A 24,869-nucleotide genomic window follows, 5' to 3' on the forward strand; every position below is an offset into this window, starting at 1 on the left:
TTTACGCCGCCCCTTTCCCCGCCCTTTTCGTACACTTGGTGAAGGCTTTTGCTTTCGTTTTTCGACGGTTTCGAAAGCTTCCAGCCAATCATGAAGTTCTAGAACAGGGCGCGAAAGCCAAAATTCTAACGTTGATCCAGGAATAGGAGAAAGGGCAAGCGCCGTCTCACGTATGCCCTGATCGATGCGATCTCCTAGCCCTGTCCGATTAAAAAATTCTGAACTCGCTGGGTAACCTGAGTAAAATCCTTTGCTCCGAGTGCTTTGATTTGCTCGGCAGGTACGCCGGCGGCTTTCGCGGCCACAGCAACCTGATATGGCAAGGATAGGGCTTTTACGTGAGCTACTTCGTTTGGATCGATTGTTTGAGCATGTCTCGCGCAAAGTAACAAATCTTGACCCGTCAGGTCGTCGAGATTCAATGAGAGTTCCGTAATTTGCTTACCTTCAAAATGAAAAGGCCGAGCGAGCTTATAAATTCGCTCTTCGGCCACAACTCCGGGATTAGTATTCTTTTGCTGCTCTTCCATCGTATTTTATCCTCCTACATTCCGAGATTGGCACGTACTTTCGCCAGATAATCGACGCCATCGATCACGCAAATAAAATTGAACTTATCGATTTCCACGACGTTCTGGCCATCATAAAGGATTTTGATATATATCACTTCGAGTTCATTCGAATTATCCATAGTACTGCCTGCGGCCAGGCTGCCAAGAGGGGTATTTTTGGGAAGTCCGCGAATCGTGACTTTGACCGGAATCTGCTGATAGGTTCCGGCAACGTTGTCGAACGTTTGAATGGATCCACGAAAGTCAATCTGTTGCGCTTCTTGTCGGGCAAGTCGGAAGTTGGATCGCTCTAATACACGCCAGTTGATTGTGGTGGACATGGACGCGAAATGACCGATTGTTGGCGAGTCGACTTCCCCCGCAATGCCGGCGCCGCTGACGGTCTCGCTCATCATTTCCAGATCGGGCAAATCTACGTCGGCGACTCCAAGGTAATCGACGCCATTCAAATAAGCCGTAAAGCTGTTCAGCTTCTCAGGTATTTGTTTCATGTGATCCTCCTTTACGCCGTCAGTGCCGCGAGATACGACGCATCATATTCAAGCAGGAAAATAATCTCTTGCGCCGGGGATGGAGGCGTAATGTACAGATGAAACCTCATCTTGCCCGCCATCAGATCGGTAACTGGGTTCTCCGATGCATTAAATTCAACGCGTCCCCCAAGCAGAGCCCCACTCGCGGTAAGGCCGTTCAGCCAAATGTTTATACTGTCCGTTACCGCCTCGACAAGTCGCTTGTTCATCGGCTCATCTACCTTTTGCATATAGGTCAAAATGATCGAGTTGCTGATCCAGTTAAACATTCGGCGGACCGGGATAAAGCTATCCTTCGGGTCCGTCGTCCCCGGAAACGCCCCGGTATTGTTCCCCCACAATCTCCAACCATTCCCGAAATTGAGAGGCGTTACGATTCCCTGGCTGTTGAGGTAGTTGGCCTGATCGATGCCGAGAAACACTTCCGTTCCATCGGCGAGAACAGCACCGTTAGCCTTAAGTGCTTTATTGGACGGAGAAGCGTACGGAACGCCGCCTCTACCTGCATCCGTCGTCCCGATTACACCAGCGATCTGCGTCGAGCCGTGAAACAGTTGATCCCCCAGTTTAATCATAGGCCACGTCGGAATCTGTTGGGTGGACGTATAGCTATTGTCTGATTTCCAAGCTGGGACATCGCCGTAGAGCGTAACGGTGTCAGTGGGGATATCCGTAAGCGCCATTGCCTTGAAGTTGCCGTTGATGTTTCCTGCCTTGGCCGTCATCACTGCAGCGACCGTTGGATCCTGCGAATACCCCGGAGCGAGTACCAGACCCGGGACAAGACCAAAGCGAGGGAACGCCTCATTGATCAATTCGAGTCCGGTCAATGCGCCGCTTGTTCCGTCTACGCCGCCGATCACGTCGGCTGCCACAACTCCGGAAGGCTTGAGTTTGTCATATCCAACCTGCAGCGCAGTGACATTGGCTGGAATCGTTCCGGCCGCCTTACGAGTAATCACAACATGACCCTTGTCATCAAATGCTGCTGAGTAGTCGGCGGCAGTATACGTTGTAGTCCCGTCGCTCGATTTGACGACGACGCTCGACAATACAATCCCTTCTACGCCAATTGTTACAACTCCATCTGTGACCGGTACCGAAGCAGGAACGACCGTCTCTTTGTGATCGGTGTCGGCCGGATCCAGCACATTAACCAGGATTACTGGCGATAGACCATACAAAGCAAAATGCGAGTAAATAAACTCGCAAAGCGTGTAAGACGCCCAATCGTCGCTGTAACCAAGTGCTTCGACTGCCTCTTTGTACGTATACGCCAAAATCGGCTTATTAACCGGCACCTCAGCCAGCTTGGATAAATTGATCGGTGCGGTCCCCACAACAAACGGGATCGCGCTATTCGCTTCCACCGGCGCGAGTATAGATGTCGGTTGCTCTGTTACATAAACGCCATGTTTAAAGGCCATTATTCTCCGTCCTTTCTGCTTAGACGCTCGAGCGCTTGATAAGCCTGATTTCCCGGCGTTCCGGAGCGCTTGATCCGAGCTTGCGCCGTGATAAAGTCAGTAATCGGGACAATTAGCGTCTCGATCTCCGGGTGCTGTTCTCGAATGTCGTTCAAGTGAGCCGGAATGCTGCCGCGAAAAACGGTAGCATGGGCCAGCCTGCCGTTCGATAAATTCGGGCCAAGATAGATCCGGCTCGATGACTCAGTCGCGGCCGATTCTCGTTTTTTGCTCATAGGAAAACCTCCTCCTGTCGGACCGCTGGAAGGGTCCAAGTCGTTTCAGCTCCGCCGAAGTAGTACGGATAAGCGTCCTCGTCATATACCGACCAGTCGAACGGGTATTCGATCCGGTATCGGTTGTCGATGATCCGCTTGCGATACAGATGCGTTTCAAGCCGGCGAAGCATGTTCAATATATCTTTGTAACCTTGATAGTTTGGGTCGTCATCGTAGAGGCCGAAGAAAATGAGAACTTTACAGGTCGATGCTTCCTGCTCGTCTTCCGTTCCCCCGGATAGGACCCGGACAATGGCGTACGGAAAATGTTCGGCATCATCTTCGCTCTGCTTGGCCGGTAGGAACTGAGGGTACACATTCAGTTCTCCGAGTTCATTCAGCGAGTTTTTAAACACTGTATCAGCAAAAAGAGCCTTGATCTCGGCGACCAAGGCGTCTTGTAGCAAGTATGGGGTCATGCATTAACCCTCCAGCGCACGTTTGATTTCGTGCTCCAGATTCTTGTCGAATGTCTGCGCCGCTTCCTGTTCGACAAACTCCCGGATCGATCTTCGATCGAGCATTTCCGGAACAGGCGGACCAAACAAGCGCTTGATCGGCAACTCAGTCCATCGCCCACTACGGCCTTTTTTGTGCTGAGATCCCTTCTCCCGCTGGAACACTTTGTTCCCACTCACAGAAGCGACAAAAGCACCGACCAACTTCTTCGCCCCGCCTTCCTTCCTGACTTGAACCTTCAGGGATTTTGGTGGTTTGGAGTGGCGCGGCTCAAGAGGGCGGACTTTAAATTTGTCTAACCCGATCGAACCGCTTCGGGACGTTACCGCAGCGCTTAAATTGCCACGCGAAGCCTTCCGGACTGAGAAGGTCTCGTTAACATCTTTCGCTCGGAGCGTGTATGTCTCCCGGACTTTCTTGGATGCGTTCGTCTTCGCGTTGGCCGCAGCTCGATTCAGCGCCCGGGACAGAACAACGGGAGCCTGCTTCCGGATCTCACCGAGTCTCTGTTCGATTTCCTTTACCTTATCAGCGTCGACAGTGATCATGATCCGGTGCGCTCCAATATGATCGTATACATGACCGGATCGTCGTCTTGGACGTCGCTTACACGGTAGGTGCGGTTGTCGATCTTCATGTGCTTCCCAATGATTGGCCGGGCTGCAAAGTCAGTCTTGAACGCGTAAAAGAGCATCACGGCAGAGTAGATACCGTCCGACGGATTCGTTGCTTTGGAACGGCGTTTCTGCAGCTCGTCGTCGTCGATGAGTATCGTTATTTCATTTCCATCGACCGACTTCTTTTCAGCAAATTCATTCAGGTTCAGGAAGGTCGTTGCATCGCTGGCGATAACATCCTTAAGCGTCGGGATCGTCATACTGATCATACCAATCTGTATATTGCTTCAAACGCTCAGTTGCATTTGAGGCCGGCTCGATTCCCAGACCCAACAAACATTCTTTCTGAGGGTCCGACTGAAGTTTGCTGAACTGCTCCGGCGTTATTTCGTCTCCATCCTCTTCCGGCAGGACAACTCCCTCTATATCGCCCAGGTTAAGGAGGCGCTGGGCCTCCTTCTGGGTTAATTCGGGAAGCGTGTCGCCCGGAGCGTAGTCTTCCCCGTTATGGCGAATTTTTGCCTTTGCTAGATACAACATCAATTAGCTACCTCCCCTCAGCTCAGATTAGAGAACTTTGGCAATGTACCAGCCCGCAACGTTAGGAGGCACAGCCAGAGGACGGGACAGCATCTGCAGCCAGCGCTGTGCAGGTTCAACAGTTACCCACGACTGCGGAGTAATCTGACCTTGTACGCGAACAAATTGCTCTGTCTTCGGATCCATGATCACGTTGGCCCCGTAGTGGAAAGTAAACCTATCCCGCGAAGAAAGGATCGCAATGGTGCCGGCTGGGATGAACGGCACTTCGGCGCCAGCATCGTTCGTGTACGTGCCGGCGTAGCTGTATACATCCATACCAATGTCGCGCAGTCTACCGTGATACGTCACGCCATCCGGCAGGAGGGTTGTGTCAATATTACCTACATCAACGCCCCTGTTATCTGCAAGCTGCAAGATCGCTGGGTGACGCATAAGGGCGGTGGCCGCGTCGTAATCGCCTAAAATAATATTCGGTGTAGGGCAGTTTGCCGATATAATCTCTTTCCGTTTCGCTGCCAAGAATCCGATTGGGTCAGACGCCGGATCACTCCAAAGATCAGTCCCCGAAAGAGTCACGATGTTAGTGAAATCATAGTCGATTACTTGGCTTACTCCTTCACCAATCTGAGTAACCTTACCCGTAAACATAAGCTCAGCTGCTTGTTGCACCCTGCGACGGGTGATGGTATCTGCTAATTCAATGATGTCTCTTGCCAACAATCGCCGCGCTCGAACTTCTGGAGCAATCGGATTGATCAAGCTCTCACCGGCGTTGCGGACACGCAGATCTATTGCCGTAATAGGGCGTGCTGGCTTGATCAAGGCCGGCTTGTACTGCTTAGCGGTAAAGCCGCTCCGCGAAATAACTTTTCCAGGCTGAAGCTCGGAAACGTATGGAGCAATCGGTTTATTTCCCTTGATCGTTTGAATTTCTACGTATTCCGTTTCAAACGATTCACCGTCCATAAAAAAGGTGTCGAGAATGTATGTGCTTGGCGGCGGAAGCTGTCCTACCACCTTCAGAAGAGTTGGAAACGAGTAAATATCTTTGATCGCCATGAGATGGCCTCCTATTCTACTACTCTTTTTGTGTAGATTTTCGCATTATTCAGTGCTGCTTCATGTGTGCTGATAGTGTCGGTACCGCCAAAAATTAGCGCTTTTCGGTTGAATTCCCCTTGTGTATAGGCTGTTGCGCGTTGTTCGGCCGTACGGGCATCGACTTCCACATCGGCCAGAATCGCAACTGGGACTTTTTCGGCTGCAGGGGTGGCGGCTGAATTAACGATAGTACAAATCCATGTGCCATCAGCGGTAAATCCCGTGCGAGCAAGCACTGTCCCACGGGAGAATAATGCGCCTGCGGCAGCGCTGATAACGATGGATTGTGTGACGATCGGCTCGACCATGCCGGCGATCAGATTATCGTGAGGCACGCTGTTGTAATCTGGCATTATTTCAGACCTCCTCTAAGGTTTTTGTACTCGGCAACAATGGCATCCGCTTCAGCTTGCGAGGTCGCTTCCGGGTCATCCTTGTTCTCCGGTGCCTCATCTGGCGGAACCTTGTCAATGCCGCTATTCTTCGCGTCATTTTGACGACGGTTCCCCTCGTCGGTTAACCGTTCTTTGGACGCTTTCACGATATCAATCGCGGCCTCAGCTGCCGACTTGCCTTCCGAGATAGCCACCGCAACAATTGCAGCGGCTCCCGGTGCATCAGCCAATGCATTCAACTCTGTAATACGAGTACGCTCCTGCTGCACACCTGCGGATACAGCTGCTTTGAAAATATCCGGGTACTTGGCTTGAAGTTCGGCCAAATCTTTCACGGTTTCTTCATCTCCTTTTGCGCCTTCTGGCGATAGTTCTTCTTGTTCTTCAGTTGTTTCCTCTAGCGTATCGTCATCCTCGTCACCTTCTGGCAACGGAGGGATCGATGCGAAGGCTCTCAAATCGAATCGTTGATTGTTGAATGTAGCGATTCCGTTTTTGATGGATGCGGATACCTTGGTCTTGCGGTCCACTTCATCGGCAAAACCTTTCGCAACGGCGTCATCACCAGTAAGCCAGGTAGAAGCGTCGAGCATTTGTTTTAATGCGGCTTCATCCTTGCCGGTGCGCTCTTTGTAGACCGAAATTAAAGATTCGCTAATTTTGTCCAGCATATCGGCCGTTTCGCGCAGTTCTCTTGCCTCTCCTACCACATAGGTCCACGGATTATGGACCATTATCATTGCGCCTGTGCCCATGACAATATTGTCGCCGGCCATAGCAATAATGGATGCTGCCGATGCTGCAAGCCCATCGACCTTGATAGTGATCGTTGCAGAATGATCCTTGAGGTACTGATAGATTGCAAGCCCTGCAAATACGCTGCCACCATTGCTATTGATTCGAACTGTTATTTCAGATACATTCCCCAAATTTTTCAACGAACGCATAACCCCTTTCGGAGTTACACTGTCATACCACCACGATTCTTGATCCTCGATTGGTGCATAAAGGGTCAGTTCCGCGGTGCTATTGGAAACTTTTTTCGCATTAAATATCGGAGTCGTCTTCCTCGTCATTGTCGGCATTTTGTTTATCACCTCCCCTGGTTGGTGCCACTTGTTGGCTCAGGCCGTATTTATCCAGCAGCGCTTTTTCCCGCGCCCGCTGGCGAACATTGTTTTCCCATTCGCCGCCTGTAAGCTCCGCTGTTTCGCGCTCGGCCGTACTGTACCCATGCTCGACCCTTATCACAGCAGCGTTAACCTCTTTGACTGGATCAAGCTGCCCTTGGCTAGGGCCGTGCCATTCTGCCCGCGTATACGCTTTGAACAATAGCGGATCGTCGAATATTCCTGGAGCGTCTATACGACCTTTAATGACCGCCTCAGCAAACCATTCCTCATATGTCGGTTGGCAGAAGTCCGCCGACATCCACGCGCGCCGCATCCGGAACATCTTCCATGCTTCAAGCAGAGCAGCCCGGCTCGCCGAATATGAGGCCGTAAAATGCTTTAGCAACAATTCGTAAGGGATTTCTAGTGACGCGCCAACCTGCCGCAGGATTGCTGTGACAAAGGGGTCAAATTCAGAGTTTGGACGCCCGGGGTTGGCAATCGTCGCCTTCTCTCCCGGTTCCAAAAACTGAACAGCACCATTACCCATCCGAAGATCATTGCCTTCCGACGGTAACGGCTCCCCGGTTGGATTTTCATGGATATCCGGACCATCAGCACTAAGTCCGAATTGGTCCGTATCCTCTGTCGGCGTCTCGATAAACACCGTAAACATGCCCGAAATAACCGCGGCCATCAGCTCCGCCTCGGTATACCGCTCGAGCTGCTTGAGTGACTCAATGACCGGGGCCAGAATCGGGACTCCGCGGCGCTGCTCAGGACGTTCGGCCTCCATCAAATGGAGGACGTTACGGCGCCCGCTCTCCTCTCCGATGGCTTCAACCCGGGTCCATTTCATCGGCTGCCCAAGAGCGGAACCAGGATGCTTATCAGAAAACCAGTAGGCGACGACCATGCCGTCTTTATCGACTTCGACCCCGTTGCTGATCTTATTGCTCACGGATAACTCAGGGGCTAACGGGTTGCTGCATCGATCGGCTTCGAGGATGCGTACCCGCAGATCGTAGGTCGCATGCTTACGTGGCAGCATAGGCAACAAAACAAATGCGTCACCCGACATCATCCACGACAAAAAGGCGAGCTGCTGCAACTCATAGAAGTTGTGCATGCCGCCTGCGTCGCAGTTCTTTGACTCCGCCCATAGCGCAAATTCGCGCTCAATCTGCCGCTTCAGTTCGCCAGCTTGATCATCTGATAGGCGCAAAAAATCGGCATCGATGGACGGTTTCAACCGTAACCCCGTGCCGACTATATTTGTCCGAAGCGTCTTAATTGAACCGTTTGCCAGCGAGCCGCCCATATACAAATCACGGGCTCTCGGCCGTAACGTTTCCAAATTTTCATGAATATCTTCTTCGGCGTCGCCGGCTACTGGATTCCAAGCTGTAAGTGACTTTTTACGCCTGCTTGCTCCATGATCGCCATATCCTTGGTTAAGTACCTGCTGCACCGCTTGCTGCCGTACAATCTCGGTTCGGGCCTTTTCCCGTTTCAGTGCAAAGCCCGGCGCCACCGCATGTATGAAACGGTCCAGCCGGCTCAATAGTCGACTGGAACATACCGCCGTACCCGTTTGCGTTTGCCAAGTCCCTCTAATTCGCGCTGAGCATCATCAACTTGCTTCTGCCAATATCGGATTTGCTGCATTACGTCGGACAGGTCGACGCGCCTCAAAGTACGGCTGCCGATCCTGTATTCCTGCCCTGTTGTAAGAGCGAGTTCAGCGGCAATCCAGGCGTTCAAATGCTGCTGAGCTACTGCGAGTGTATATAGCGCCACTTCCATTTCACCTCCTCTACTTGGTCTAAACGCTGTTCGGTACTCCCCGCCGCTTCTGTGGTCTACCCTTCGATTGTATCGCCCCCCTGTCTGGGATCACCTTTGGTCCGTTCGGCTGTTGCTCGATCGGTAGGGACAGGTTTGGTCGAAGCAACTCGATGACAGCTCGATTGTAAACTGCTAAGTCAAACGGCTCATTGCGATCTCGCGTCTTGACCCACACCTTGTATTTGACGCCCTCTCTTTGCACAGTCTGCTGAGTCTCGGCCGTCAGCCCTAAGAAATATTCCTGCGTATACCCCTTGCTTTCATCGAGTGGAAAATGGCAGTACAAGGGGCCAGGTTCATTTGCCTTCAGGCTGTCATAAACCTTAACCTTGCCGTCATCTACGCCCAGATGAATCAGGAGGGCGTCATACATCTGCGTACGGGTGTGCCTTGCAATAAACGGCACATGCTCGGCCGTTTTGGGGTTGATCCCTTGCCCTTTTATCGCGTAAATCCGACGGTACTCCCTCGGTTTCGTGAACTCGTATACCTCTTTGGTGAAGTGCCCCCCTGAGTCCATACATGCCCCAACAATCCGAAACTCGCGGCCATCCTTGCCGATCCACGAGCCGCAGAGGAAACGATCGAGATCCTGCCATACCTCCGGCCGGTTGAGGTCTCCATAGATGCGCCGGTATTCAATGCGCCAGGATTCCTTTCCGGCCCCCCACCCCATGATCTCGACCTCAAATCGATCGTCTTGGGTATCGATGGCTGCCGTGATCACTTTCACGCCTTCAGGGACCTCGTACTCGTATGCTTCACGACGGCTCATAAGGGTTTTCTCATCCATCCCCTTGACCTTCGTTTCCCACGGCTCCCCTAAAACCGTGTTCACGAAAACCTTAAGCTTATCGACGCCCTCGCGCTTGGCTATCAAGAATGCTTTGGACACCTCTCGCCAGTCTGACCATGGGCTTGCAAGCTGGCTGATGTGAAATCCGCGCCGGCTGGAGTGCTTCTTACGTGCAATCCACTCCCCTTTTCCGCGCTTCCATTCTTTCTCGGACCCAAGCAGGCCGCAGTACGCGCAGCGGTGCTCCGCTTTTGTAACCACGATCTCGCCACTTTCGGACACATAATGCTCGTAGACAATCCCGTGTTTGAAGCGAAGGGGCTGCAACTCCTCACAGTGAGGGCACGGCAAGCACCACTGCTCCATTGTGCTGTCTTCGTAGAGCTGGTAGATACGGGATGTGTCCTTGTCCACCGGCGTCGATACGAATAGATGACGACGTTTGTGCCGGAATGTCTTCGTTCTGGCCGTCGCAAGCGAGATCGGATCGCCTTCTTTCCCAGCAGACGCGGGGAACCGGTCCACCTCGTCGCATAGAACGATTTGCACCGGCCTCGAGGATAGCCCTGACGGCGCGTTCGCCCCGACAATCGTTACGTATCCACCCGGAAATGATTTCTCCTCGATGGTGTTGCTGCTGTCTCGGGACTTCGCTACCCCAATCTTGCTGCGCAGCACCTCGCTGTTGTTGATCATCGGTGTAAGGCGCTTTTTGGAATATGCCTGAATCAAATCCTCATTGGGTAGGACGTGCATGATTGGGCACGGCTCTTGGTCGATGTAGGATCCAGTCACGTTCAGCAAAAATTCTGTCTTTCCGACCTGTGCTGACGCCATGATGACGACTTCTTGCCATTTCTCGATGGAGTCCATAATCTCCCGCTGGTATTCCGCGCGCGATGTACGCCAGGGTCCGGCCTCCGCGCTGCTGTCTGTGGTAAGTACGCGGTTCTCGTCTGCCCACTCTGACACAGTCAGCCGCCTTTTTGGCTCCCACTGGCGATTTGCACGAGTAAACAGCTCAATCGTCTTGCGGGCTGCCATTCGTCCTATCGCCCCCAATCTTGTCCGGGGTGTACTTCGCAAGAGATGACAGCGCGGTTTCGATTTCTTTGCGGACAATCGACTCCACTACATCTGCTGGTTCGTTGTCGCACTCAGTAGCGATCCTGCTTGGAACGCCCAAGAGACGGGATTTTGTGGTCAGAATGAGATCAGAGAGCAGCCGCTCCACGTCCTCAGCCGGATGGAGGTTACCCTTCATCTGCTCCAACTCGAGGGCGGCTTTCTCTGCCTTCGCTTTTTCATGCTCGGTCTTGTAATCGATTAGCCGAGGTCGCTTGTCTTCTTCTTTGCCACCCAGTAAATACTCGCAATACGCTTGAATTGCAGCGCTGAGCACGTACTTTCCTCGGTCGACTTGGGTCAGCACCTTTTCGCCGGTCAGTTGCCGGACCCAACGGTCAGATTTTCCGATAATGGCCGCCAATTCGGCGGTACCGACAACCTTCTCATGGATTTTTTCGATTTCCGCTTTCTTTTTAGCCATTATCTCCCCTCAGCTTCCGGTTTGGATTGAATTTATGGATGAATGAAAAATGACGCATCAATTCGAAGCGAAACTATAAACTTGAACTGCTGCAGGCGGACTGAGACGGAAGCGGAAGAAAATTTTACAAAATAAATCTAGTGCATTTTCGCGCTCGCGCGCACCCGCACTCATTTCAGACCCTCAGAGGGACCCGCTCGACTCGCGTGCGCCTTTTTGAAGCGTTATTTTCATTCGGCAATGGTTTTACATTATCGAACATATATTCGCGTCAGAATTGATTGTACAGCCTCGGTTGCGAACATAGTAATGTCGGTCGCATAGTTGGCCGCTAGCATGTCACTTCTCCACAATGAGGGAACACTGGTTCCCGTAAACACCCTCTGACACGCACAAAAAACCACGTATTTGCCACGTAACCCGGTGGGGTAGTGTATTTACATGCCGAAACGCTTAGACGCTAATTGTGAGCGTTACAGAGGCATTTACTTAATATGAGCTCGATGATACTCCAGCCATCCACGGAGATGAGGCTTACAGGGCCATCCTCCCTCTTGCTCATATCCCCATCCTTTTGCAGGTGAGATAGTGCAGTGGGTGCAGAACATTTTTCCCTGCGATGTTTGTTTGCAGTTGTGACATTCAAACCGTGGGTATTGCTTATCGTCCTTGAATAACGACCTGAGTAGTGACAGAAGACTCATACCAGCTGCTTCACCTTCTTCGACTTTGGCCCTCGCTTATTGCCGCTCAGCTCATATTTTTTCAACAACCAGGACATCGAGCCGAAGGTGATTCCAAGTGCTTCCGAAATCTGAACGAGCGTCTTCCCCAATTCGAGTTCTTGCTGCAGCAGCTCCTTGGTGATGTGACCGTATCGGTACGGATCTCGGCCAAGCTTCTTTACCGCTGGTTCGGGCTCAGGCTCGGGTTCGAGTATGGGTTCGGCGACAGCTGGTTCTTCCTCCGAATTCAGTCTGACGTCTTCGAATTTGATCCCTCGCTGATCGGCGGTTCGAATCTTATACAGTTGCCCGTTCTTTGCGAGCTCGATCTCTTCCGGCGTCAGCTTGTATTGAGCCATTGCACCATACACGATCGTTCACCTCTCGCTATTTTTTTGTATATGAAAAACTCCCCAACTCCCCAATCAGATTTGATTGAGGAGCATTGTCGACATATATGTTTATTTCTTTTACTTTACTTTCTTTTCTTTTGTGTAGTTATTGCACACATCATGCTGTCATTAACTATAGTTGAGTTGTAGTTATTGCATACATAAACTATGGATCAAGTGTAGTTATTGCTTACAAAAACTTTTTCGTAGACCTTGGAAATATTGTATTGCAGCAAAACCAATCCTCGCTTTTTGCTCTTTCCGATCTTTCTAAATCCCGCCTTCAAAAAACAAAAGCCCGGATTTGGACTCCGGACTTTCGAAGAATTGACGTATGTGATTATGCCATCAGGAGGAGGCGTGCCCCATTCTGAATAAGTTGCCTCGATTGCGTCTCGGATCATTTCGGAGCTGAGGAACTGCGACTCATTTCGGAAGATCGAGCATTCCCAGGCTTGCAGGCCGTCGTCGCGGATGCCGGACCATGTGACCCAAATGGCATCTCCTTGAGGAGTGCGAAGGACCAGTTTACGGCCCGGTCTATTCCACTGACGATGCCCGACAGTCTGGCGCGAATAGTGGCGATCAGCGAGCAACCTGCCGGACTGGTCGCCGGCGTGAGTGCGTATCCACGGTCCGTATTGCGGTATGTCCAGCATGAGTTGATTCATTCCCACTCCTCCTCGCTGACGCGGCTTTTTTTGAGTTAAACGCGCCTTTGTATCCGGAAAGGCGCAAACGGCCGGTTCAGGCTTTTTGCAGGGGGAACACAGCACCGGAAACGCGAAACCCCCACGATATTAAAGAGTGGGCAAGGATTTGCACCTTGCATAGCGGGCATTTCTTATGACGGGTAGCAGCATCCCTGACTTTTCTGGTCGATCCGACATACTGGCTTGGTCGTGGGAACTCGGCGTTCTCTTTCCGCGCCGTCCAAGTCTTCGCCGGGACTCACCTAATCGTATCCCGCCTTGCATTTTAAGCGTCTACCTTATTCCGCCACCACTCTGATATGCGTCAGCCGCATCGTCAAAAATGAATATGTAGCCGACTCTCGCTGCGGCGGCCGGCAAGCCGTCCCGATCCGTACCTTAGTCCGCTAGGATCGCGGTTGTCCCGGAGGTGGAGGGTGTCCAGGCTGCGACGCTTATGACAAGAGTGCAGCAGCCCAGGTACGGAGTATTCGAATGTAAGGGATAAGCATGCTGAACACCCGCAAAAGTGTGTACTCTGCAAAAGGTTTCTCACCTACCTTTTCAGATACCGGTGCGACCGGCCAGATGCGGGTGATTAGAGGCAATACGAGTAGATCACAGATTTACCCGCGGCATAAAAAAAGAGAGGTCTTGTGCGGGGCCATCCACTTAAAGCGAATGCAGCGCCGCTGCCTCTCAAGCAAGGTTATTTTGTCGGGTGTCTGTCCCTCTCTCGTATTGCCATGATATAAATATAACTCATTCAAATGCTAATGCGTGCTTACTTTTGGCTAAATATAGTCGGTTATAGTTCGTTTTTTTGTGGGTCGCTGAATATCAGATTACCCAATCCGCTGGCTGCCTCCTCTTGCATGTTTGGAAGCAAGTGAGAGTACGTGTCCAGCGTAATGGTCACGCTGCTGTGACCAAGTCGCTCGGAAACTATCTTGGGATGGACACCCTGCTTCAGCAGCAGGCTAGCATGGGTATGTCTGAGGTCGTGGAATCGAATCGGCGTCACGTTGAATTTCCTGTAATATTTCCTGAACATCTTTCCGATCGTGTCTGCAAATACAGGTCTTCCAATGTTCGTACATACGACAAGCCCACGATCTTCGTACAACTCTTCGCCCGCTTTTTCTTTCTCTTCTTCAATCCGATGCGCGTGTCGCTTCAACTCAGCCACATCCTTTTCGTTTATGGAGATGCTTCGGACACCTGCATGCGATTTTGCTCCATGATTTATTTCTTTCCTATCGTGGCTCAAGGTTTGTGTCACATGGATTAGTTTTTTTTCATAGTCAATATTCTTCCATGATAATCCTAATATTTCCCCCTGGCGCATACCGGTAAGCAGGGCCAAGTGAAAGCAGATATAATGACGATTGTCGTACATTCCGTCCAAGAACACCCTGATTTCATCAACGTCCCAAACCTCTATTTTTTTCTTTTTTATTTTCGGCTTATCGATAAGTTTAGCGACATTCTCCTTAATGAGTTGCATTTTCTTGGCATTGTTAAGGGATGTGACCACAATGTTAAAAATGCGCTGTATTGTCGATGCTGACAATGAACGTCCCTTATGATCTTTCTTTGATCTCAAATCAGTCACAAGCTTCTGAATATCCAGTGGGGAGAGCTTGGACAAGGCTACATGTCCAATTGATGGCGCGACATGATTTTTGATATATGATCGGTACGAGTCGATCGTCAGCCTTGACATATTGTCATGCTTGGAATCGAGCCAAGTAAGCATATACTCGCCCAGCGTTGTCTTTACTGGCTCTATGTAGGTGCCGTCATTAACATCGTTAAGGAGCTTCGTAAGTTCTGCCTGAGCCTCTTTCCTACTCTTGAATCCGCGACGCCTTTTTTGCTTCCTCTTACCCGTTTCATCCTTGATGTCGACAACAAACATCCACGTTCCGTTAGCCTCTTTCTTAATTGATCCGCTCGCCATCAACTTTCCCTCCTGTGATTAATTATTACCAATCAATTCGTTTATTCGTCAGTTTTCCGTGACCATTTCCGTGACCAACACCTCGAAATGCCGTCTATCAATGACCAAAGACCCTTATTTTAAAAGGGTCTTTGGTTTTTCGTTATCTATTATATCTTATCTACTCTTGATAAGAGTTTCAAAGCTATTTGGTTATGGTTACATAGTACTAATGTATCCGATCGCACGCATTTCGTCAAGACGTTCCTTGCTAATCCCCAAATCGCGGCGGCAGCGGACACTCGGGTACGGCGAAGCACCGCCCCCGATCCGGCGCCATACACTGTAAAAGCTTAAGCCGGCAAGCCTGGGACCAGCCTTCGAAAACCGGTTCGATTGCTGTCCATTCCGGCCGGCTTACAGAAAAAGCGTCCGTTCCCGCACGTTGCATCTTGTGCCTTGGACGCCCATAGCGTTATACTAGACAAGGATTCCCCGCCGGAATCCAATTACCGCCAAAGGGGTGAACGACGCATGGACGTGGACCGACCCGGACCGACAACGAATCAACTGAATAGCTCGAAGCGGCAGTCGGCTCTTGCGCCAATGTGTCGATTGCTTCGGTAGACGCCCGGACCGTTTCCGGACGTACCCCTGTCGCTTCCGAGCAGCTAAAGCAGTTCGTTTGCTGCGTCTTGTTGGCCATTTCTGAGAATTAACGGCCTGCATTGCCGGCAATCGTCTTTATTTGGCATGGCGTCCGCAGCGGACGCGGAAAGTGCTGCTTCTTCTGCAGCCTGCTCCCGCCCGCACCTGCGACCGATGTCTTTTTGACGTTTTCAGGCAAGCTGCATGGTGACAACCCGCAAACCGGGGAACACTGCTAATGGGGTGAGACAGATGAAGGTACGTCTGGTGCAAAACGGATTGTTTACTCAAATTGAAGATATCGCTACAGCCTTGATCCCGCCGGCTAACGGCTTTTATTGGATCGATGCTAACGTCGAGGATCTGGAAATTCTCCAGCCGCTCTTTCAACTGCACGATCTGGCCGTCGAAGACAGCTTGATCGAAGAGGAGCAGCGGCCCAAAATCGAATTGTACGACTCGCACTATTTTATCGTTATAAACAGCATCCGGTATGACGATGAGGAAATTTTTCTGCGGGCCTTGAACATCTACTTGTTCAAACATGCCATCATCACCGTCACCCGGCAAAAAATAAACGAAATCCGTTCGATCAAGCCGGTCTTGTGGGAGGAGGAAGTCAATTCGCCCGACCGCTTCCTGTATCATCTGGTCGATATGGTCGTCGACAACTACTTTATCGTCGGAGACCGGATCGAAGCGAAGATCGAATCGCTTGAGGAAGATATCCTCATGCATACGAAAAAAACGCATCTGAACGAGATTATCGGACTGCGAAGCGAAATATTATGGCTCAAAAAAATGCTCGCTCCGCAAAGGGACGTCATCTGGGCTCTGAACCGCAAGGAGCTACGCCTGATCGACGACCAGCTGCAGAAATATTTCGGGGACATCCACGAAAACGCCGTAAAAATCACCGAAACGTTCGAGACGTTCCGCGATCTGATGGGCAACTTGCGAGAAGCTTACCAGTCGAGCCTGTCGAACCGGGCGAACGAAATCATGCGGATTTTCACGGCGCTGACGACGATCTTTATGCCGTTAACAATCATTACTGGTATATACGGGATGAACTTTGAGTATATGCCCGAGTTGAAATCGCCTTACGCTTATTACATCGTGCTGGCGGGCATGCTGGCCGTCGGCTCGTCGATGGTTTTCATCTTCAAGAAGAAGGACTGGTTCTGAGCGTCCTTCCCGCTGTCAGCAGGCAGCATAAGAGGGAACAAGACCGCCCGGGACCCGTTCAGTGGACCGGACGGTTTTTTATGAACGCCGCTTCATTCAGGCGGTCTGTTCGGCTGCAGCTTCCTCCTCCTTGACAGCGCCGCTCTTCGTCTTCCGGTACCGGAGCCGGAGCAGGCGGAGCCACTCGTAGGCCCGGCTGAGCGCTTCGTCATCCAGCGACTTCTCGTCGTACAGACGCTTCAGCACCGGCCGCAAGTAACGGTCGCCCGAAGAGCCGAACAGCTGCCATGCTTGTTCCACGACGTCCGCCGGCACGGCGGCAAGCTCGGCTTCGATCAGCGGCTCCATCTCATACCCTTCCTTGTCCAGATCTTCGATCCGGGTCATCAGCTCCCTCCGGCTTAACGAGACGAGCGGCTCCAGCTCGCTTAACGTTTTCCCTTCGGCTACGGATTGCAGCAGCGTTTGCTTCAATTCCTTCTTCGCCTGCTCCCCTTTTCTCCGCTCCTCCTGGCGCTCCTGCATCCATAACTCCACTTCCTGAACGCTAATCGCCTCATCGACCCAGTCCAACGGGAAAGAGGTAGTGCGAGCCAATCCGGCGGCCAGCGCAAGCACGTGCTCTCCATACATGGCCGACTTTTGCTCGCCGAAACCCGGGATCTGCTGCAGCTCCTCCGCCGTCTGCGGAAGGAACGCGCTGATCATCGCCAGCATCCGGTTGGACGCCACAATAAAGGCGGATTTCCCTTCGCTTGCCGCCTGCTTGCTCCGCCACTTGCGAAGCGACTCGTACAGTTCGGGATCGGAATGTCTCTCGCCGTACAGCTCCAGCTTGCGAACAAAGACCGAACGCCCGCCGGACGTCTGCTGCCGCCCCTCATCGGGCTCGATCAGCGGACGGTATCCGTCGCGCCGCTTCTCTCCGATCCGTCTCCGGAACTCGCCGATCATCTCGTCCCATGCCATCCCGGTATACCAGCTTTCCTGGAACGGGATCGTCTGGTCACCCTTCTCATGCCACCATACCCGCCACTCCCCGAACTCCTCCGCGATCGACACTTGTGCGCTTACGATGCCTTCCAGCTCCGTTACTTTCTCAAAGCTGTTCAAAAAAACGAGGTTCATCCCAGTTCCCCCTTCATTATACGGCACAACAAAAAGCACCCCTTCCACGTAAAAGTAGAAGAGGTGCTTCCTCCGGCCGTCTATTCGATTCCCTTTCATATTACCATATTCACCCTAATTTTACAAGAGTGTCATTCGGCAAATGATGGCATTTGTCTGCAAATATAGTACAATGAACGTTATTGGAAATACTGGAGGTCGCACAATGAAAAAATGGGCCGGCCGGCGATTGTCCGGTTTAACACCTGCGCAATTTATCATCGTTTGTTACTTGGCTGCGACGGTCGTCTCCACCTTGCTTCTGATGCTGCCGATCAGCTTGAAGCCGGGAGTCCGCTTATCGCCCATGGACGCTTTATTCACGGCCGCAAGCGGGATCAGCGTCACCGGGCTGACCGTAGTAAGCACAGCCGATACGTTCAGCACATTCGGCACCTTCGTCCTTATGGCTATCTTGCAGTTCGGCGGAATCGGCATCATGACGCTGGGCACGTTCCTATACATCATCCTCGGCCGGAGCATTACGCTGACCCACCGGAGGCTGATCATGCTCGACCAGAACCGGTACAATCTGGCGGGGCTCGTCCAGCTTATGCAAGCGGTTCTGATGCTGGCATTGATGTTCGAAGCGGTGGGCACGGTCATTCTGGGCATCTATTTCCGCCTGGCCGGTTATACCGAGGGCTGGGTCCATTCCTTTTACGTAGGATTGTTCCACTCCGTCTCCTCGTATACGAATGCCGGCTTCGATCTGTTCGGGGATTCGATGAAATCGTTCAGCGACGACTACTTCGTACAAGCGATTACGATGCTGCTGCTCTTTCTCGGGGCGATCGGTTTCCCGGTGCTGATCGAGTTTCGGGAATATTTGATCCGGCGCAAAGGATTCCGGTTCTCGCTGTATACGAAAGTGACCGTGTCGATGTTCCTGATCCTGATCGTCGCCGGGGCGGCCGGCATCTGGATTATCGAGAGCAGCGTGTCCTTCGTCGGCATGGCCTGGCACGAGAAGCTGTTTTACTCGCTGTTTAATTCCGTTTCGACGCGAAGCGGAGGTCTCGCTACGATGGACGTGACCGAATTCGCTACCCCGACCCAGTTTCTGTTGTCCATCCTGATGTTCATCGGGGCGAGCCCTTCGAGCGTCGGGGGAGGCATTCGGACGACGACGTTCGCCGTCATCCTGCTTACGTTGTTTACGTATGCTCTCGGACGCAATGAGGTTCGGGTGTTCAAGCGGTCGATCGGTCAGGACGATGTGACGAAAAGCTTCGTCGTCTTTAGCGCCGGCACGATGCTCGTCATCGGCAGTATTATGGTTCTCGATGCGCTGGAGCGTCAGCATTTTTCGCTGAACAAAATTATTTTCGAAATCTGTTCCGCCTTCGGAACGTCCGGTCTGTCCACCGGGATTACGTCGGAATTGTCGAATCCGGGCAAGCTGCTGATCGCGCTGCTTATGTTTATCGGGCGGATCGGCATCCTCATCCTGCTGTACATGTTCCGTTCCAAGAAGCCGAAGGAGAAGTACCGGTATCCGAAAGAGGATCTCATTATCGGCTAATCAGGCCGGGGGCGGAAAACCCGTTGTTACTGGGCGGCAAGGCGCGGCCGTTTGTCGCAATCCAATCAAGCGGGAGTACGCGGATGGGGCGGCAGTTGGCTGATCAGGCGTCAGGAAGAGGCAGCAGGCGGGAGCAGGCAGCCTTTCGGCAGAATCTGGCGGGACGGGCCTGGTGCGGTGCGATTGGAGATCCTGCCGCTGCCGGGGATTTTGGGGACGAGCCTTGGAGGGACAGGCCGGCTCGTCTTTTTTTGCCGGAAGGTGGGGGTTCATGTATAATCGAAGTACGACAAATACGATAACGGAGGTCCGCATGTCCGCGAACTCATTCGATTTCTTATACGACCATTCCGAGGAAACCAAAACCCGGTTCGTCTGTTTCATCTCGCCTTCGATGCAGCGCTTCGATCTGGCGATTACGACGACCAGCCGATTCTACGGCAAACAGCTTATCACCGATATCCAGTCCGGCAAAACGGCGATCATCGGCCCCGACGATCTGGACGAACCCGGCTACTTGGAGCATATCTACAAGCTGTCCGAGCAGGACGCGGAAGACCTTCGCGATTTCCTCGTGGAAGTGGTCGGGATGATCAACTTTACCGATATCTAGGTTGAAGTCGCAGCAACTGGCATGGAGGCACTAACTCGGTAAAAGAACCGGGGCCTCCCCGTGCACGCTGGACAAAGAAGGCCGGACGGCAGAAGCGGAAACGCTGCTGCTCCAAACATCCGCTAATTCGAGTTTGGCCGCAGAGCGAGCCGCCGCCCGCCGCTACCGCTCTTATCCCGACAGAACGCAGCACTATCGGCCGACAGCCGGACAACCGACAGCCGACTGGTGAACCCGACGTCCCCAGCACATAAAAAGCACCCTCCCGAGGCACACTGGAAGTAACCTGTGTACGAGGAGGGATTTGTTATGTCCGAAGAAAATAACAAGCCGGTCGAGAACGGATTCGTTACGGAGCGCCCGCGTCAATACCGGGATCTGGCTACCGTCGAATCGCAGCGCAACGATCTGAGCGCCGAGGAGTTTCCCGAAGGTCCTTACGGGGCCGATCTGCTGACCGAATCGCTGGGCAAAAGCTCGCCTTGGCGCAGAGATCAGCGTACGCAAAGCGCCTTCACCTACGAAAACCGCCTCCTGCACGAAGGGGTGGACCGCGGAGGCTACCCCGGCCAGCATGATACGCATGACGACCCGGCGGCGGACGAATAACTCGTCATCGGCTTGGCTGCCGACAGCCTCGTGCGGCTCCCGCATCAGCGACCGGCCGCTGACCCGATTTCGCCCGATCAGCGGCCGATCTGCGAAGCCGTCTTCAAATCAAACCGCAACGGATCGAGACAAGAAATTTCTTTGAACTTCCAATACTCGCCCGTATACGCCCCTTTCGGAAAAAAGAACGAATATAGCTTGGCATTCCGCGCCCGCACCTTGACTCGAATAACTTTACGTTCGAGCTTACTCCGGTCGGGCTTTCCCTTCCACTCCACTTTGGCGGCGATGCTGTCGCCCGTAAACGGCACACAGTCGCCAAACGAGTCCCTTCGATCGGCTGCTCCGTCGTGTCGCAACACTCAGGCGTTACCGATCCGCCCAAAGCGCTCGCATGGATATAGATTTCGCCTTTCTCGACCGCGAATGGCCGCGTCATCAGCTCGCACTCCGCCAGAGCCGCCGCCTGCATGGTTAATGCGATTCCTTCAGCTTCCGAAACAAATCTTGGAAAACCCGGTCCCTGTGAATATAATGGACGTAACGGATAAAGTGCCGGGACGCGTCGAAGCTCCAGCGGCAGTCTTCGGACAACAAAGGACTGTGCACCAGATCGCTGGGCAGCCAAGTCTCGTTGATCAGATAAGCGATGGCCGAGATATCCCAGATGACGCGGGAGTAGCCGAAGTGGCTCGGACTGCAGTGCTCGAACGTCTCGTACAGGTACTCGCCGATCGCTCCCTGATCCTTCACGTAGTCCCTTACTTCCGACAGTGTCGTTTGCAGATGGGACGCTACGCCTTTGCAGGGAACGAGCACGAGCGGGACGCCGCTGTTCAGGACGATGCGGGATGCGTGCAGGTCCTGGTGCATATTAAACTCCCGGGTGTTCGGCCAATGCAGGGCATGACCTCCGAGCCATACGACAACGATTTTACCGATAATACGAGGCTCCATCAGGATGGCGGACGCGACATTCGTGATCGCTCCGATCGCCGCAACATACAGCGGGTCGTCTTCGGTGCTGGCCATTGCCCGTGCCACCAGATCCCGGGCCGCTTCGCTGTCCACCGGAGTTTCCGGACCCGGCAAGTACGCTGTCGATCCGCGATAGATCGGGAGTCCGGTCATCTCGGGGAGATGGGCTGCGATCTTCAGCAGCTCCTGGTAGCTTTTCTCCATCCCGTCCCCCGGCCCTTCCGACAAAACGTTGTGGAACGGCGCTGCGTACATCGCTTCCACCTGCAGCTGATTCGGCGATTTCATCGCGTAGACGACGGCGAACTGGTCATCGATTTCGTTATACGTATCGGTGTCCAGCACCATCCTCACCTTGCGCTTCGGATGAGTTAGCCGCTGCAGCAGCTGCTCTTGAGTCAATTTCGGATAATCGATCACTGTTTTTCCTCCCTTGGTGTTGCCTATACCTTACAACCCACATCCATCTTACACCAGCGGCGGCTTCATAGTTTTTCACGATTCGGCGCATTGTTTATACGATTTGGCTATCTCACCCGGAATCGGAAGGAGGAACGGCCTATGCTCGCACAAATGGATTTTATTTTTCACGGCATGCGGGAGGCGGACAGCTACATGCCGATCCATCGGCATCGGTGCTACGAGCTCGTCTATTATGTGTCGGGTGCAGGCTCGACGCGTCTGGGCGAGGTCGATTACCGGTACAAGCCGAACACGTATACGCTGATCCCTCCGGGTATGCCTCATGACGAGAGAAGGATCGAGGAAACCGAAGTGATCTATATCGGCTTCAGTACCGAGAGCCGGGAGCTCCCCCCGCTCCAGCAGGGATTGTTTCAGGATCACCCGGACCGCGCGCTCCTGGGCCTGCTGCACAATATGAAGGGGGAGATGCAGGAAAAGCACGTTTACTTCGCCCAGAAGCTCAATTTGCGGACAAGCGAGATCGTAATCGAACATCTCCGGTCCGTTACGACCGGCGAATTGAACCGTCCCGACGACAATCTGCTGTATGCCCGCACCTTTATGGACGAAAATTTCAATCAGAAAATAACGGTGGAGGAGCTCGCCGATATAGCCGGATACAGCTACCACCACTTCCGTCACCTGTTCAAGAAAAAGTTCGGCGTCTCGCCGGTTCATTATTTGATGAGCAAACGACTAGAGAAGGCGCGCAGCCTGCTGCGGCATACGGAGCTGTCGATCACCTCCATCGCCATGGAGTGCGGATTCTCGAACGATGCGCAGTTCTGCACGATCTTCAAGCGGGAGATCGGCGAAACTCCCCGCACGTTCCGGCAAAACTGGTATCGGTCTACTTTGCGGAGTTTGGTATGATAGGATGTTTGGATCGGGTGTTGCCCCTTAAGTTGCAAGGCGATAACAACTATCTTAATCTTTGATACCCTGGAGCTGTAAAAAATGGGTCGTCATTAACTGTACCACCGATATCTAGTAGATTGGACCTGCAACGCCCAGCCAACCCGAGTTGTTTATATGATTTTTCATACACAAAAGTTCGAATACAGGAGTCAACTCGACTTCTGGTTGTAAAAACCGGTCCGGGTGACAGACCCATACAACAAAAAAAGCAGCTGAGCGAACCTCGTCGCCCAACTGCTTTTTTCCGTTCCGCTTCCAAGTTTACCTAAGCATTCCCCGATAGGCGCCCGGAACCGAACCTTCGATCGGGATCGCCCCAATCGTCTTGTTGTAAAATTCGGTCGGACCCGCGCCGCCGATGATCGCATACGCATAGCCTTCGTCATGCAGAGCGTGCATGCACGCCAGCAGCAGCGCTTTGCCTACGCCTTGGCCTCTCATCTCCGGGTCTACGCCGGTCGGGCCGAAGTAGTTTTTGCAGGTCGCTTCGTAGCAGCCAAAGCCGACGACCTTGTCGTCCTTCGTCGCGATAAAGCAGGAAACCGGCGAACGCGAGAACGCCACGTCGACTTCGCTTTCCCAATGCGCCCGGAACGTCTTCAGCACCCACGCCTTGACGATATGCTTCTCCGGAGCCAAACCGCGGCGGATAACGATTCCGGACTCGGCCAGTTGATTGATAATCGTGGTTTTCTCAGGAAGGTCGTACAATTTGACAAGCATATCCGGCATCGGTTTTATTCCTCCTGTGTGATGGAAAGTAGCGATTCTGCCAACTCGTAAACTATCTTATCGTAGTGTAGCTTGGAATGAAGCCCGTTGCAAGATCATCTAGCCGATTTGCTGGGCGAGTCCTTTAAACTCCAGCTCCTCGAACTTGGCGCGCAGCCGGTGGAAATCCGGCGCCCAGAAGCACGAGTCGATCGGGCAGCTGACCGGCACGTCGCAGCGGATCGTCGCCAGATCCCGGCACAGGTGCAGCATGTCGAGCGATGCTTCGATTTTGCCCCGGATGCTGGCCGATACAGCCGCGAGATTGGCTAAAATCCCGTCAATATCGCCGTATTCCGCGAGCAGCTTCAGCGCCGTCTTCTCCCCGATCCCTTTGACGCCCGGATAGTTGTCGCTGGTGTCGCCCGTCAAGCCTTTCAGCTCGATGATCTGCCGCGGCGTCAAGCCCCGCTCTTCGAGAAGTCCGGCCAGATCGTACACCGCATAGTTGGACGCGCCCTTCTTCATAATGATGACGTGAACCCGTTCGGAGACGACCTGCAGCAGGTCGTGATCGCCGGTCAGGACGAAAACTTGCGTCTGGTCGTCCGCATAATGCTGAGCCAGCGTCCCGATGCAATCGTCCGCTTCATAACCGTGCAGGCCGACATTCGGTACGCCGAAGCTGTCCACGACTTCCTTCACAAGATCGAATTGCGGAATCAAATCTTCCGGAGGAGCCTCGCGGTTGCCTTTGTACGCCTCATATTGTTCAGTTCGAAATGTAGTACTCCCCATATCCCAGCAGCAGACGACATGCGTCGGGCGGAACCGCTTGACGGCATCCATCAAATATTTGACGAATCCGTGCACGGCATTGGTCGGCAATCCGGCACTTGTCCGCTTAATATAGCCGCTGTACGAGCTGGCATAATAGGCTCGAAACAATAACGCCATGCCGTCGACCAGCAGCACTTTACGATCGGTCATTCTCTCAACTCTCCTTGTCCCACTAGCACTCAACGCC

The 24,869-nt window shown here is 52.9% G+C and carries 29 protein-coding genes; 6 read left to right on the top strand and 23 right to left on the bottom strand.

Annotation, left to right across the window (positions count from 1 at the left end):
• Positions 1-194 precede the first annotated feature (194 nt).
• The 18 genes from PV433_RS27375 to PV433_RS27460 form a co-directional block, all read right to left on the bottom strand.
• The gene (locus PV433_RS27375; RefSeq protein ID WP_332075201.1) at positions 195-530 is read right to left on the bottom strand and encodes a phage tail assembly protein; all 336 of its coding nucleotides are present in this window, start codon (positions 528-530) and stop codon (positions 195-197) included.
• A gap of 14 nt (positions 531-544) precedes the next feature.
• On the bottom strand, positions 545-1,063 hold the full coding sequence (locus tag PV433_RS27380) for a phage major tail tube protein (RefSeq protein WP_332075202.1): 519 nt from the start codon (positions 1,061-1,063) through the stop codon (positions 545-547).
• A gap of 11 nt (positions 1,064-1,074) precedes the next feature.
• The gene (locus tag PV433_RS27385; RefSeq protein WP_332075203.1) at positions 1,075-2,532 is read right to left on the bottom strand and encodes a phage tail sheath family protein; all 1,458 of its coding nucleotides are present in this window, start codon (positions 2,530-2,532) and stop codon (positions 1,075-1,077) included.
• On the bottom strand, positions 2,532-2,807 hold the full coding sequence (locus PV433_RS27390) for a hypothetical protein (protein ID WP_332075204.1): 276 nt from the start codon (positions 2,805-2,807) through the stop codon (positions 2,532-2,534). Before PV433_RS27390 ends, PV433_RS27385 begins: the two co-directional genes overlap by 1 nt.
• Positions 2,804-3,268, bottom strand: coding sequence for a hypothetical protein (locus PV433_RS27395; protein ID WP_332075205.1), 465 nt, complete (start codon positions 3,266-3,268; stop codon positions 2,804-2,806). The genes PV433_RS27390 and PV433_RS27395 overlap by 4 nt, the downstream gene beginning before the upstream one ends.
• A 3-nt stretch (positions 3,269-3,271) precedes the next feature.
• Complete coding sequence (locus tag PV433_RS27400) at positions 3,272-3,856, bottom strand: phage tail protein (RefSeq protein ID WP_332075206.1); 585 nt, start codon at positions 3,854-3,856, stop codon at positions 3,272-3,274.
• The gene (locus tag PV433_RS27405; RefSeq protein WP_332075207.1) at positions 3,853-4,185 is read right to left on the bottom strand and encodes a hypothetical protein; all 333 of its coding nucleotides are present in this window, start codon (positions 4,183-4,185) and stop codon (positions 3,853-3,855) included. The genes PV433_RS27400 and PV433_RS27405 overlap by 4 nt, the downstream gene beginning before the upstream one ends.
• A complete protein-coding gene (locus PV433_RS27410; protein WP_332075208.1) occupies positions 4,166-4,465 on the bottom strand; it encodes a DUF7210 family protein in 300 nt (99 codons plus the stop codon). Before PV433_RS27410 ends, PV433_RS27405 begins: the two co-directional genes overlap by 20 nt.
• Before the next feature lie 27 nt (positions 4,466-4,492).
• Entirely contained in the window at positions 4,493-5,527 is a 1,035-nt protein-coding gene (locus tag PV433_RS27415; RefSeq protein ID WP_332075210.1) for a major capsid protein, read from the bottom strand.
• An 11-nt stretch (positions 5,528-5,538) separates the two neighbouring features.
• Positions 5,539-5,922, bottom strand: a complete 384-nt coding sequence (locus PV433_RS27420; RefSeq protein WP_332075211.1) for a head decoration protein — start codon at positions 5,920-5,922, stop codon at positions 5,539-5,541.
• Positions 5,922-7,049, bottom strand: coding sequence for a head maturation protease, ClpP-related (locus tag PV433_RS27425; RefSeq protein WP_332075212.1), 1,128 nt, complete (start codon positions 7,047-7,049; stop codon positions 5,922-5,924). The genes PV433_RS27420 and PV433_RS27425 overlap by 1 nt, the downstream gene beginning before the upstream one ends.
• The gene (locus tag PV433_RS27430) at positions 7,012-8,640 is read right to left on the bottom strand and encodes a phage portal protein (RefSeq protein ID WP_332075213.1); all 1,629 of its coding nucleotides are present in this window, start codon (positions 8,638-8,640) and stop codon (positions 7,012-7,014) included. Before PV433_RS27430 ends, PV433_RS27425 begins: the two co-directional genes overlap by 38 nt.
• A complete protein-coding gene (locus PV433_RS27435) occupies positions 8,637-8,882 on the bottom strand; it encodes a DUF6148 family protein (protein WP_332075214.1) in 246 nt (81 codons plus the stop codon). Before PV433_RS27435 ends, PV433_RS27430 begins: the two co-directional genes overlap by 4 nt.
• Positions 8,883-8,901: 19 nt before the next feature.
• A complete protein-coding gene (locus PV433_RS27440) occupies positions 8,902-10,764 on the bottom strand; it encodes a phage terminase large subunit family protein (protein ID WP_332075215.1) in 1,863 nt (620 codons plus the stop codon).
• Entirely contained in the window at positions 10,742-11,269 is a 528-nt protein-coding gene (locus tag PV433_RS27445; RefSeq protein ID WP_332075216.1) for a hypothetical protein, read from the bottom strand. The genes PV433_RS27440 and PV433_RS27445 overlap by 23 nt, the downstream gene beginning before the upstream one ends.
• Before the next feature lie 700 nt (positions 11,270-11,969).
• Positions 11,970-12,365, bottom strand: coding sequence for a hypothetical protein (locus PV433_RS27450; RefSeq protein ID WP_332075217.1), 396 nt, complete (start codon positions 12,363-12,365; stop codon positions 11,970-11,972).
• Between the two features lie 194 nt (positions 12,366-12,559).
• Positions 12,560-13,057: a hypothetical protein gene (locus PV433_RS27455; RefSeq protein ID WP_332075218.1), complete on the bottom strand. Its 498-nt coding sequence runs from the start codon at positions 13,055-13,057 to the stop codon at positions 12,560-12,562.
• 829 nt (positions 13,058-13,886) lie between these two features.
• Positions 13,887-15,041 carry a site-specific integrase gene (locus tag PV433_RS27460; protein ID WP_332075219.1) on the bottom strand — a complete coding sequence of 385 codons (1,155 nt, stop codon included), beginning with the start codon at positions 15,039-15,041 and terminating at the stop codon, positions 13,887-13,889.
• Between the two features lie 879 nt (positions 15,042-15,920).
• Between PV433_RS27460 and corA the strand changes: the two genes are divergently transcribed.
• A complete protein-coding gene (corA, locus tag PV433_RS27465; protein WP_190931406.1) occupies positions 15,921-16,856 on the top strand; it encodes a magnesium/cobalt transporter CorA in 936 nt (311 codons plus the stop codon).
• 96 nt (positions 16,857-16,952) lie between these two features.
• On the opposite strand, the gene PV433_RS27470 is transcribed toward corA, so the two are convergent.
• Entirely contained in the window at positions 16,953-17,984 is a 1,032-nt protein-coding gene (locus PV433_RS27470) for an HRDC domain-containing protein (protein WP_332075220.1), read from the bottom strand.
• Positions 17,985-18,189: 205 nt separating this feature from the next.
• Here PV433_RS27470 and PV433_RS27475 point away from each other — a divergent pair, with 205 nt between their 5' ends.
• From PV433_RS27475 to PV433_RS27490, 4 genes are all read left to right on the top strand, one after another.
• A complete protein-coding gene (locus PV433_RS27475) occupies positions 18,190-19,548 on the top strand; it encodes a TrkH family potassium uptake protein (protein ID WP_332075221.1) in 1,359 nt (452 codons plus the stop codon).
• Positions 19,549-19,599: 51 nt separating this feature from the next.
• Positions 19,600-19,827 carry a hypothetical protein gene (locus tag PV433_RS27480; RefSeq protein ID WP_332075222.1) on the top strand — a complete coding sequence of 76 codons (228 nt, stop codon included), beginning with the start codon at positions 19,600-19,602 and terminating at the stop codon, positions 19,825-19,827.
• 34 nt (positions 19,828-19,861) lie between these two features.
• A complete protein-coding gene (locus PV433_RS27485; protein ID WP_332075223.1) occupies positions 19,862-20,161 on the top strand; it encodes a DUF3055 domain-containing protein in 300 nt (99 codons plus the stop codon).
• Between the two features lie 309 nt (positions 20,162-20,470).
• Positions 20,471-20,770, top strand: a complete 300-nt coding sequence (locus PV433_RS27490; RefSeq protein ID WP_332075225.1) for a hypothetical protein — start codon at positions 20,471-20,473, stop codon at positions 20,768-20,770.
• A 77-nt stretch (positions 20,771-20,847) separates the two neighbouring features.
• On the opposite strand, the gene PV433_RS27495 is transcribed toward PV433_RS27490, so the two are convergent.
• Together PV433_RS27495 and PV433_RS27500 are read right to left on the bottom strand one after the other, a co-directional pair.
• Positions 20,848-21,132, bottom strand: a complete 285-nt coding sequence (locus PV433_RS27495) for a hypothetical protein (protein ID WP_332075226.1) — start codon at positions 21,130-21,132, stop codon at positions 20,848-20,850.
• Between the two features lie 112 nt (positions 21,133-21,244).
• Positions 21,245-22,168, bottom strand: coding sequence for a nucleoside hydrolase (locus tag PV433_RS27500; RefSeq protein ID WP_332075227.1), 924 nt, complete (start codon positions 22,166-22,168; stop codon positions 21,245-21,247).
• 141 nt (positions 22,169-22,309) lie between these two features.
• Between PV433_RS27500 and PV433_RS27505 the strand changes: the two genes are divergently transcribed.
• On the top strand, positions 22,310-23,086 hold the full coding sequence (locus PV433_RS27505) for a helix-turn-helix transcriptional regulator (RefSeq protein ID WP_332075228.1): 777 nt from the start codon (positions 22,310-22,312) through the stop codon (positions 23,084-23,086).
• A 306-nt stretch (positions 23,087-23,392) separates the two neighbouring features.
• Here PV433_RS27505 and PV433_RS27510 read toward each other — a convergent pair whose 3' ends face one another.
• Together PV433_RS27510 and PV433_RS27515 are read right to left on the bottom strand one after the other, a co-directional pair.
• Positions 23,393-23,863 carry a GNAT family N-acetyltransferase gene (locus tag PV433_RS27510; RefSeq protein ID WP_190931412.1) on the bottom strand — a complete coding sequence of 157 codons (471 nt, stop codon included), beginning with the start codon at positions 23,861-23,863 and terminating at the stop codon, positions 23,393-23,395.
• A gap of 99 nt (positions 23,864-23,962) precedes the next feature.
• Positions 23,963-24,832, bottom strand: coding sequence for a 5'-3' exonuclease (locus PV433_RS27515; protein ID WP_332075229.1), 870 nt, complete (start codon positions 24,830-24,832; stop codon positions 23,963-23,965).
• Positions 24,833-24,869: the final 37 nt, after the last annotated feature.

Origin of the sequence: Paenibacillus sp. GYB004, assembly GCF_036577605.1 — a bacterium.
In the GTDB taxonomy this organism is placed as follows: Bacteria; Bacillota; Bacilli; order Paenibacillales; family NBRC-103111; genus Paenibacillus_AB; species Paenibacillus_AB oceani.

Coding starts and splice junctions, on each gene's coding strand:
- PV433_RS27505 (WP_332075228.1), top strand. CDS start 22,310: ATGCTCGCACAAATGGATTTTATTTTTCACGGCATGCGGGAGGCGGAC.
- PV433_RS27375 (WP_332075201.1), bottom strand. CDS start 530: ATGGAAGAGCAGCAAAAGAATACTAATCCCGGAGTTGTGGCCGAAGAG.
- PV433_RS27415 (WP_332075210.1), bottom strand. CDS start 5,527: ATGGCGATCAAAGATATTTACTCGTTTCCAACTCTTCTGAAGGTGGTA.
- PV433_RS27420 (WP_332075211.1), bottom strand. CDS start 5,922: ATGCCAGATTACAACAGCGTGCCTCACGATAATCTGATCGCCGGCATG.
- corA (WP_190931406.1), top strand. CDS start 15,921: ATGAAGGTACGTCTGGTGCAAAACGGATTGTTTACTCAAATTGAAGAT.
- PV433_RS27405 (WP_332075207.1), bottom strand. CDS start 4,185: ATGACGATCCCGACGCTTAAGGATGTTATCGCCAGCGATGCAACGACC.
- PV433_RS27470 (WP_332075220.1), bottom strand. CDS start 17,984: ATGAACCTCGTTTTTTTGAACAGCTTTGAGAAAGTAACGGAGCTGGAA.
- PV433_RS27475 (WP_332075221.1), top strand. CDS start 18,190: ATGAAAAAATGGGCCGGCCGGCGATTGTCCGGTTTAACACCTGCGCAA.
- PV433_RS27455 (WP_332075218.1), bottom strand. CDS start 13,057: ATGAATCAACTCATGCTGGACATACCGCAATACGGACCGTGGATACGC.
- PV433_RS27410 (WP_332075208.1), bottom strand. CDS start 4,465: ATGTTGTATCTAGCAAAGGCAAAAATTCGCCATAACGGGGAAGACTAC.
- PV433_RS27485 (WP_332075223.1), top strand. CDS start 19,862: ATGTCCGCGAACTCATTCGATTTCTTATACGACCATTCCGAGGAAACC.
- PV433_RS27395 (WP_332075205.1), bottom strand. CDS start 3,268: ATGACCCCATACTTGCTACAAGACGCCTTGGTCGCCGAGATCAAGGCT.
- PV433_RS27510 (WP_190931412.1), bottom strand. CDS start 23,863: ATGCCGGATATGCTTGTCAAATTGTACGACCTTCCTGAGAAAACCACG.
- PV433_RS27435 (WP_332075214.1), bottom strand. CDS start 8,882: ATGGAAGTGGCGCTATATACACTCGCAGTAGCTCAGCAGCATTTGAAC.
- PV433_RS27385 (WP_332075203.1), bottom strand. CDS start 2,532: ATGGCCTTTAAACATGGCGTTTATGTAACAGAGCAACCGACATCTATA.
- PV433_RS27490 (WP_332075225.1), top strand. CDS start 20,471: ATGTCCGAAGAAAATAACAAGCCGGTCGAGAACGGATTCGTTACGGAG.
- PV433_RS27445 (WP_332075216.1), bottom strand. CDS start 11,269: ATGGCTAAAAAGAAAGCGGAAATCGAAAAAATCCATGAGAAGGTTGTC.
- PV433_RS27515 (WP_332075229.1), bottom strand. CDS start 24,832: ATGACCGATCGTAAAGTGCTGCTGGTCGACGGCATGGCGTTATTGTTT.
- PV433_RS27390 (WP_332075204.1), bottom strand. CDS start 2,807: ATGAGCAAAAAACGAGAATCGGCCGCGACTGAGTCATCGAGCCGGATC.
- PV433_RS27425 (WP_332075212.1), bottom strand. CDS start 7,049: ATGCCGACAATGACGAGGAAGACGACTCCGATATTTAATGCGAAAAAA.
- PV433_RS27380 (WP_332075202.1), bottom strand. CDS start 1,063: ATGAAACAAATACCTGAGAAGCTGAACAGCTTTACGGCTTATTTGAAT.
- PV433_RS27400 (WP_332075206.1), bottom strand. CDS start 3,856: ATGATCACTGTCGACGCTGATAAGGTAAAGGAAATCGAACAGAGACTC.
- PV433_RS27440 (WP_332075215.1), bottom strand. CDS start 10,764: ATGGCAGCCCGCAAGACGATTGAGCTGTTTACTCGTGCAAATCGCCAG.
- PV433_RS27460 (WP_332075219.1), bottom strand. CDS start 15,041: ATGGCGAGCGGATCAATTAAGAAAGAGGCTAACGGAACGTGGATGTTT.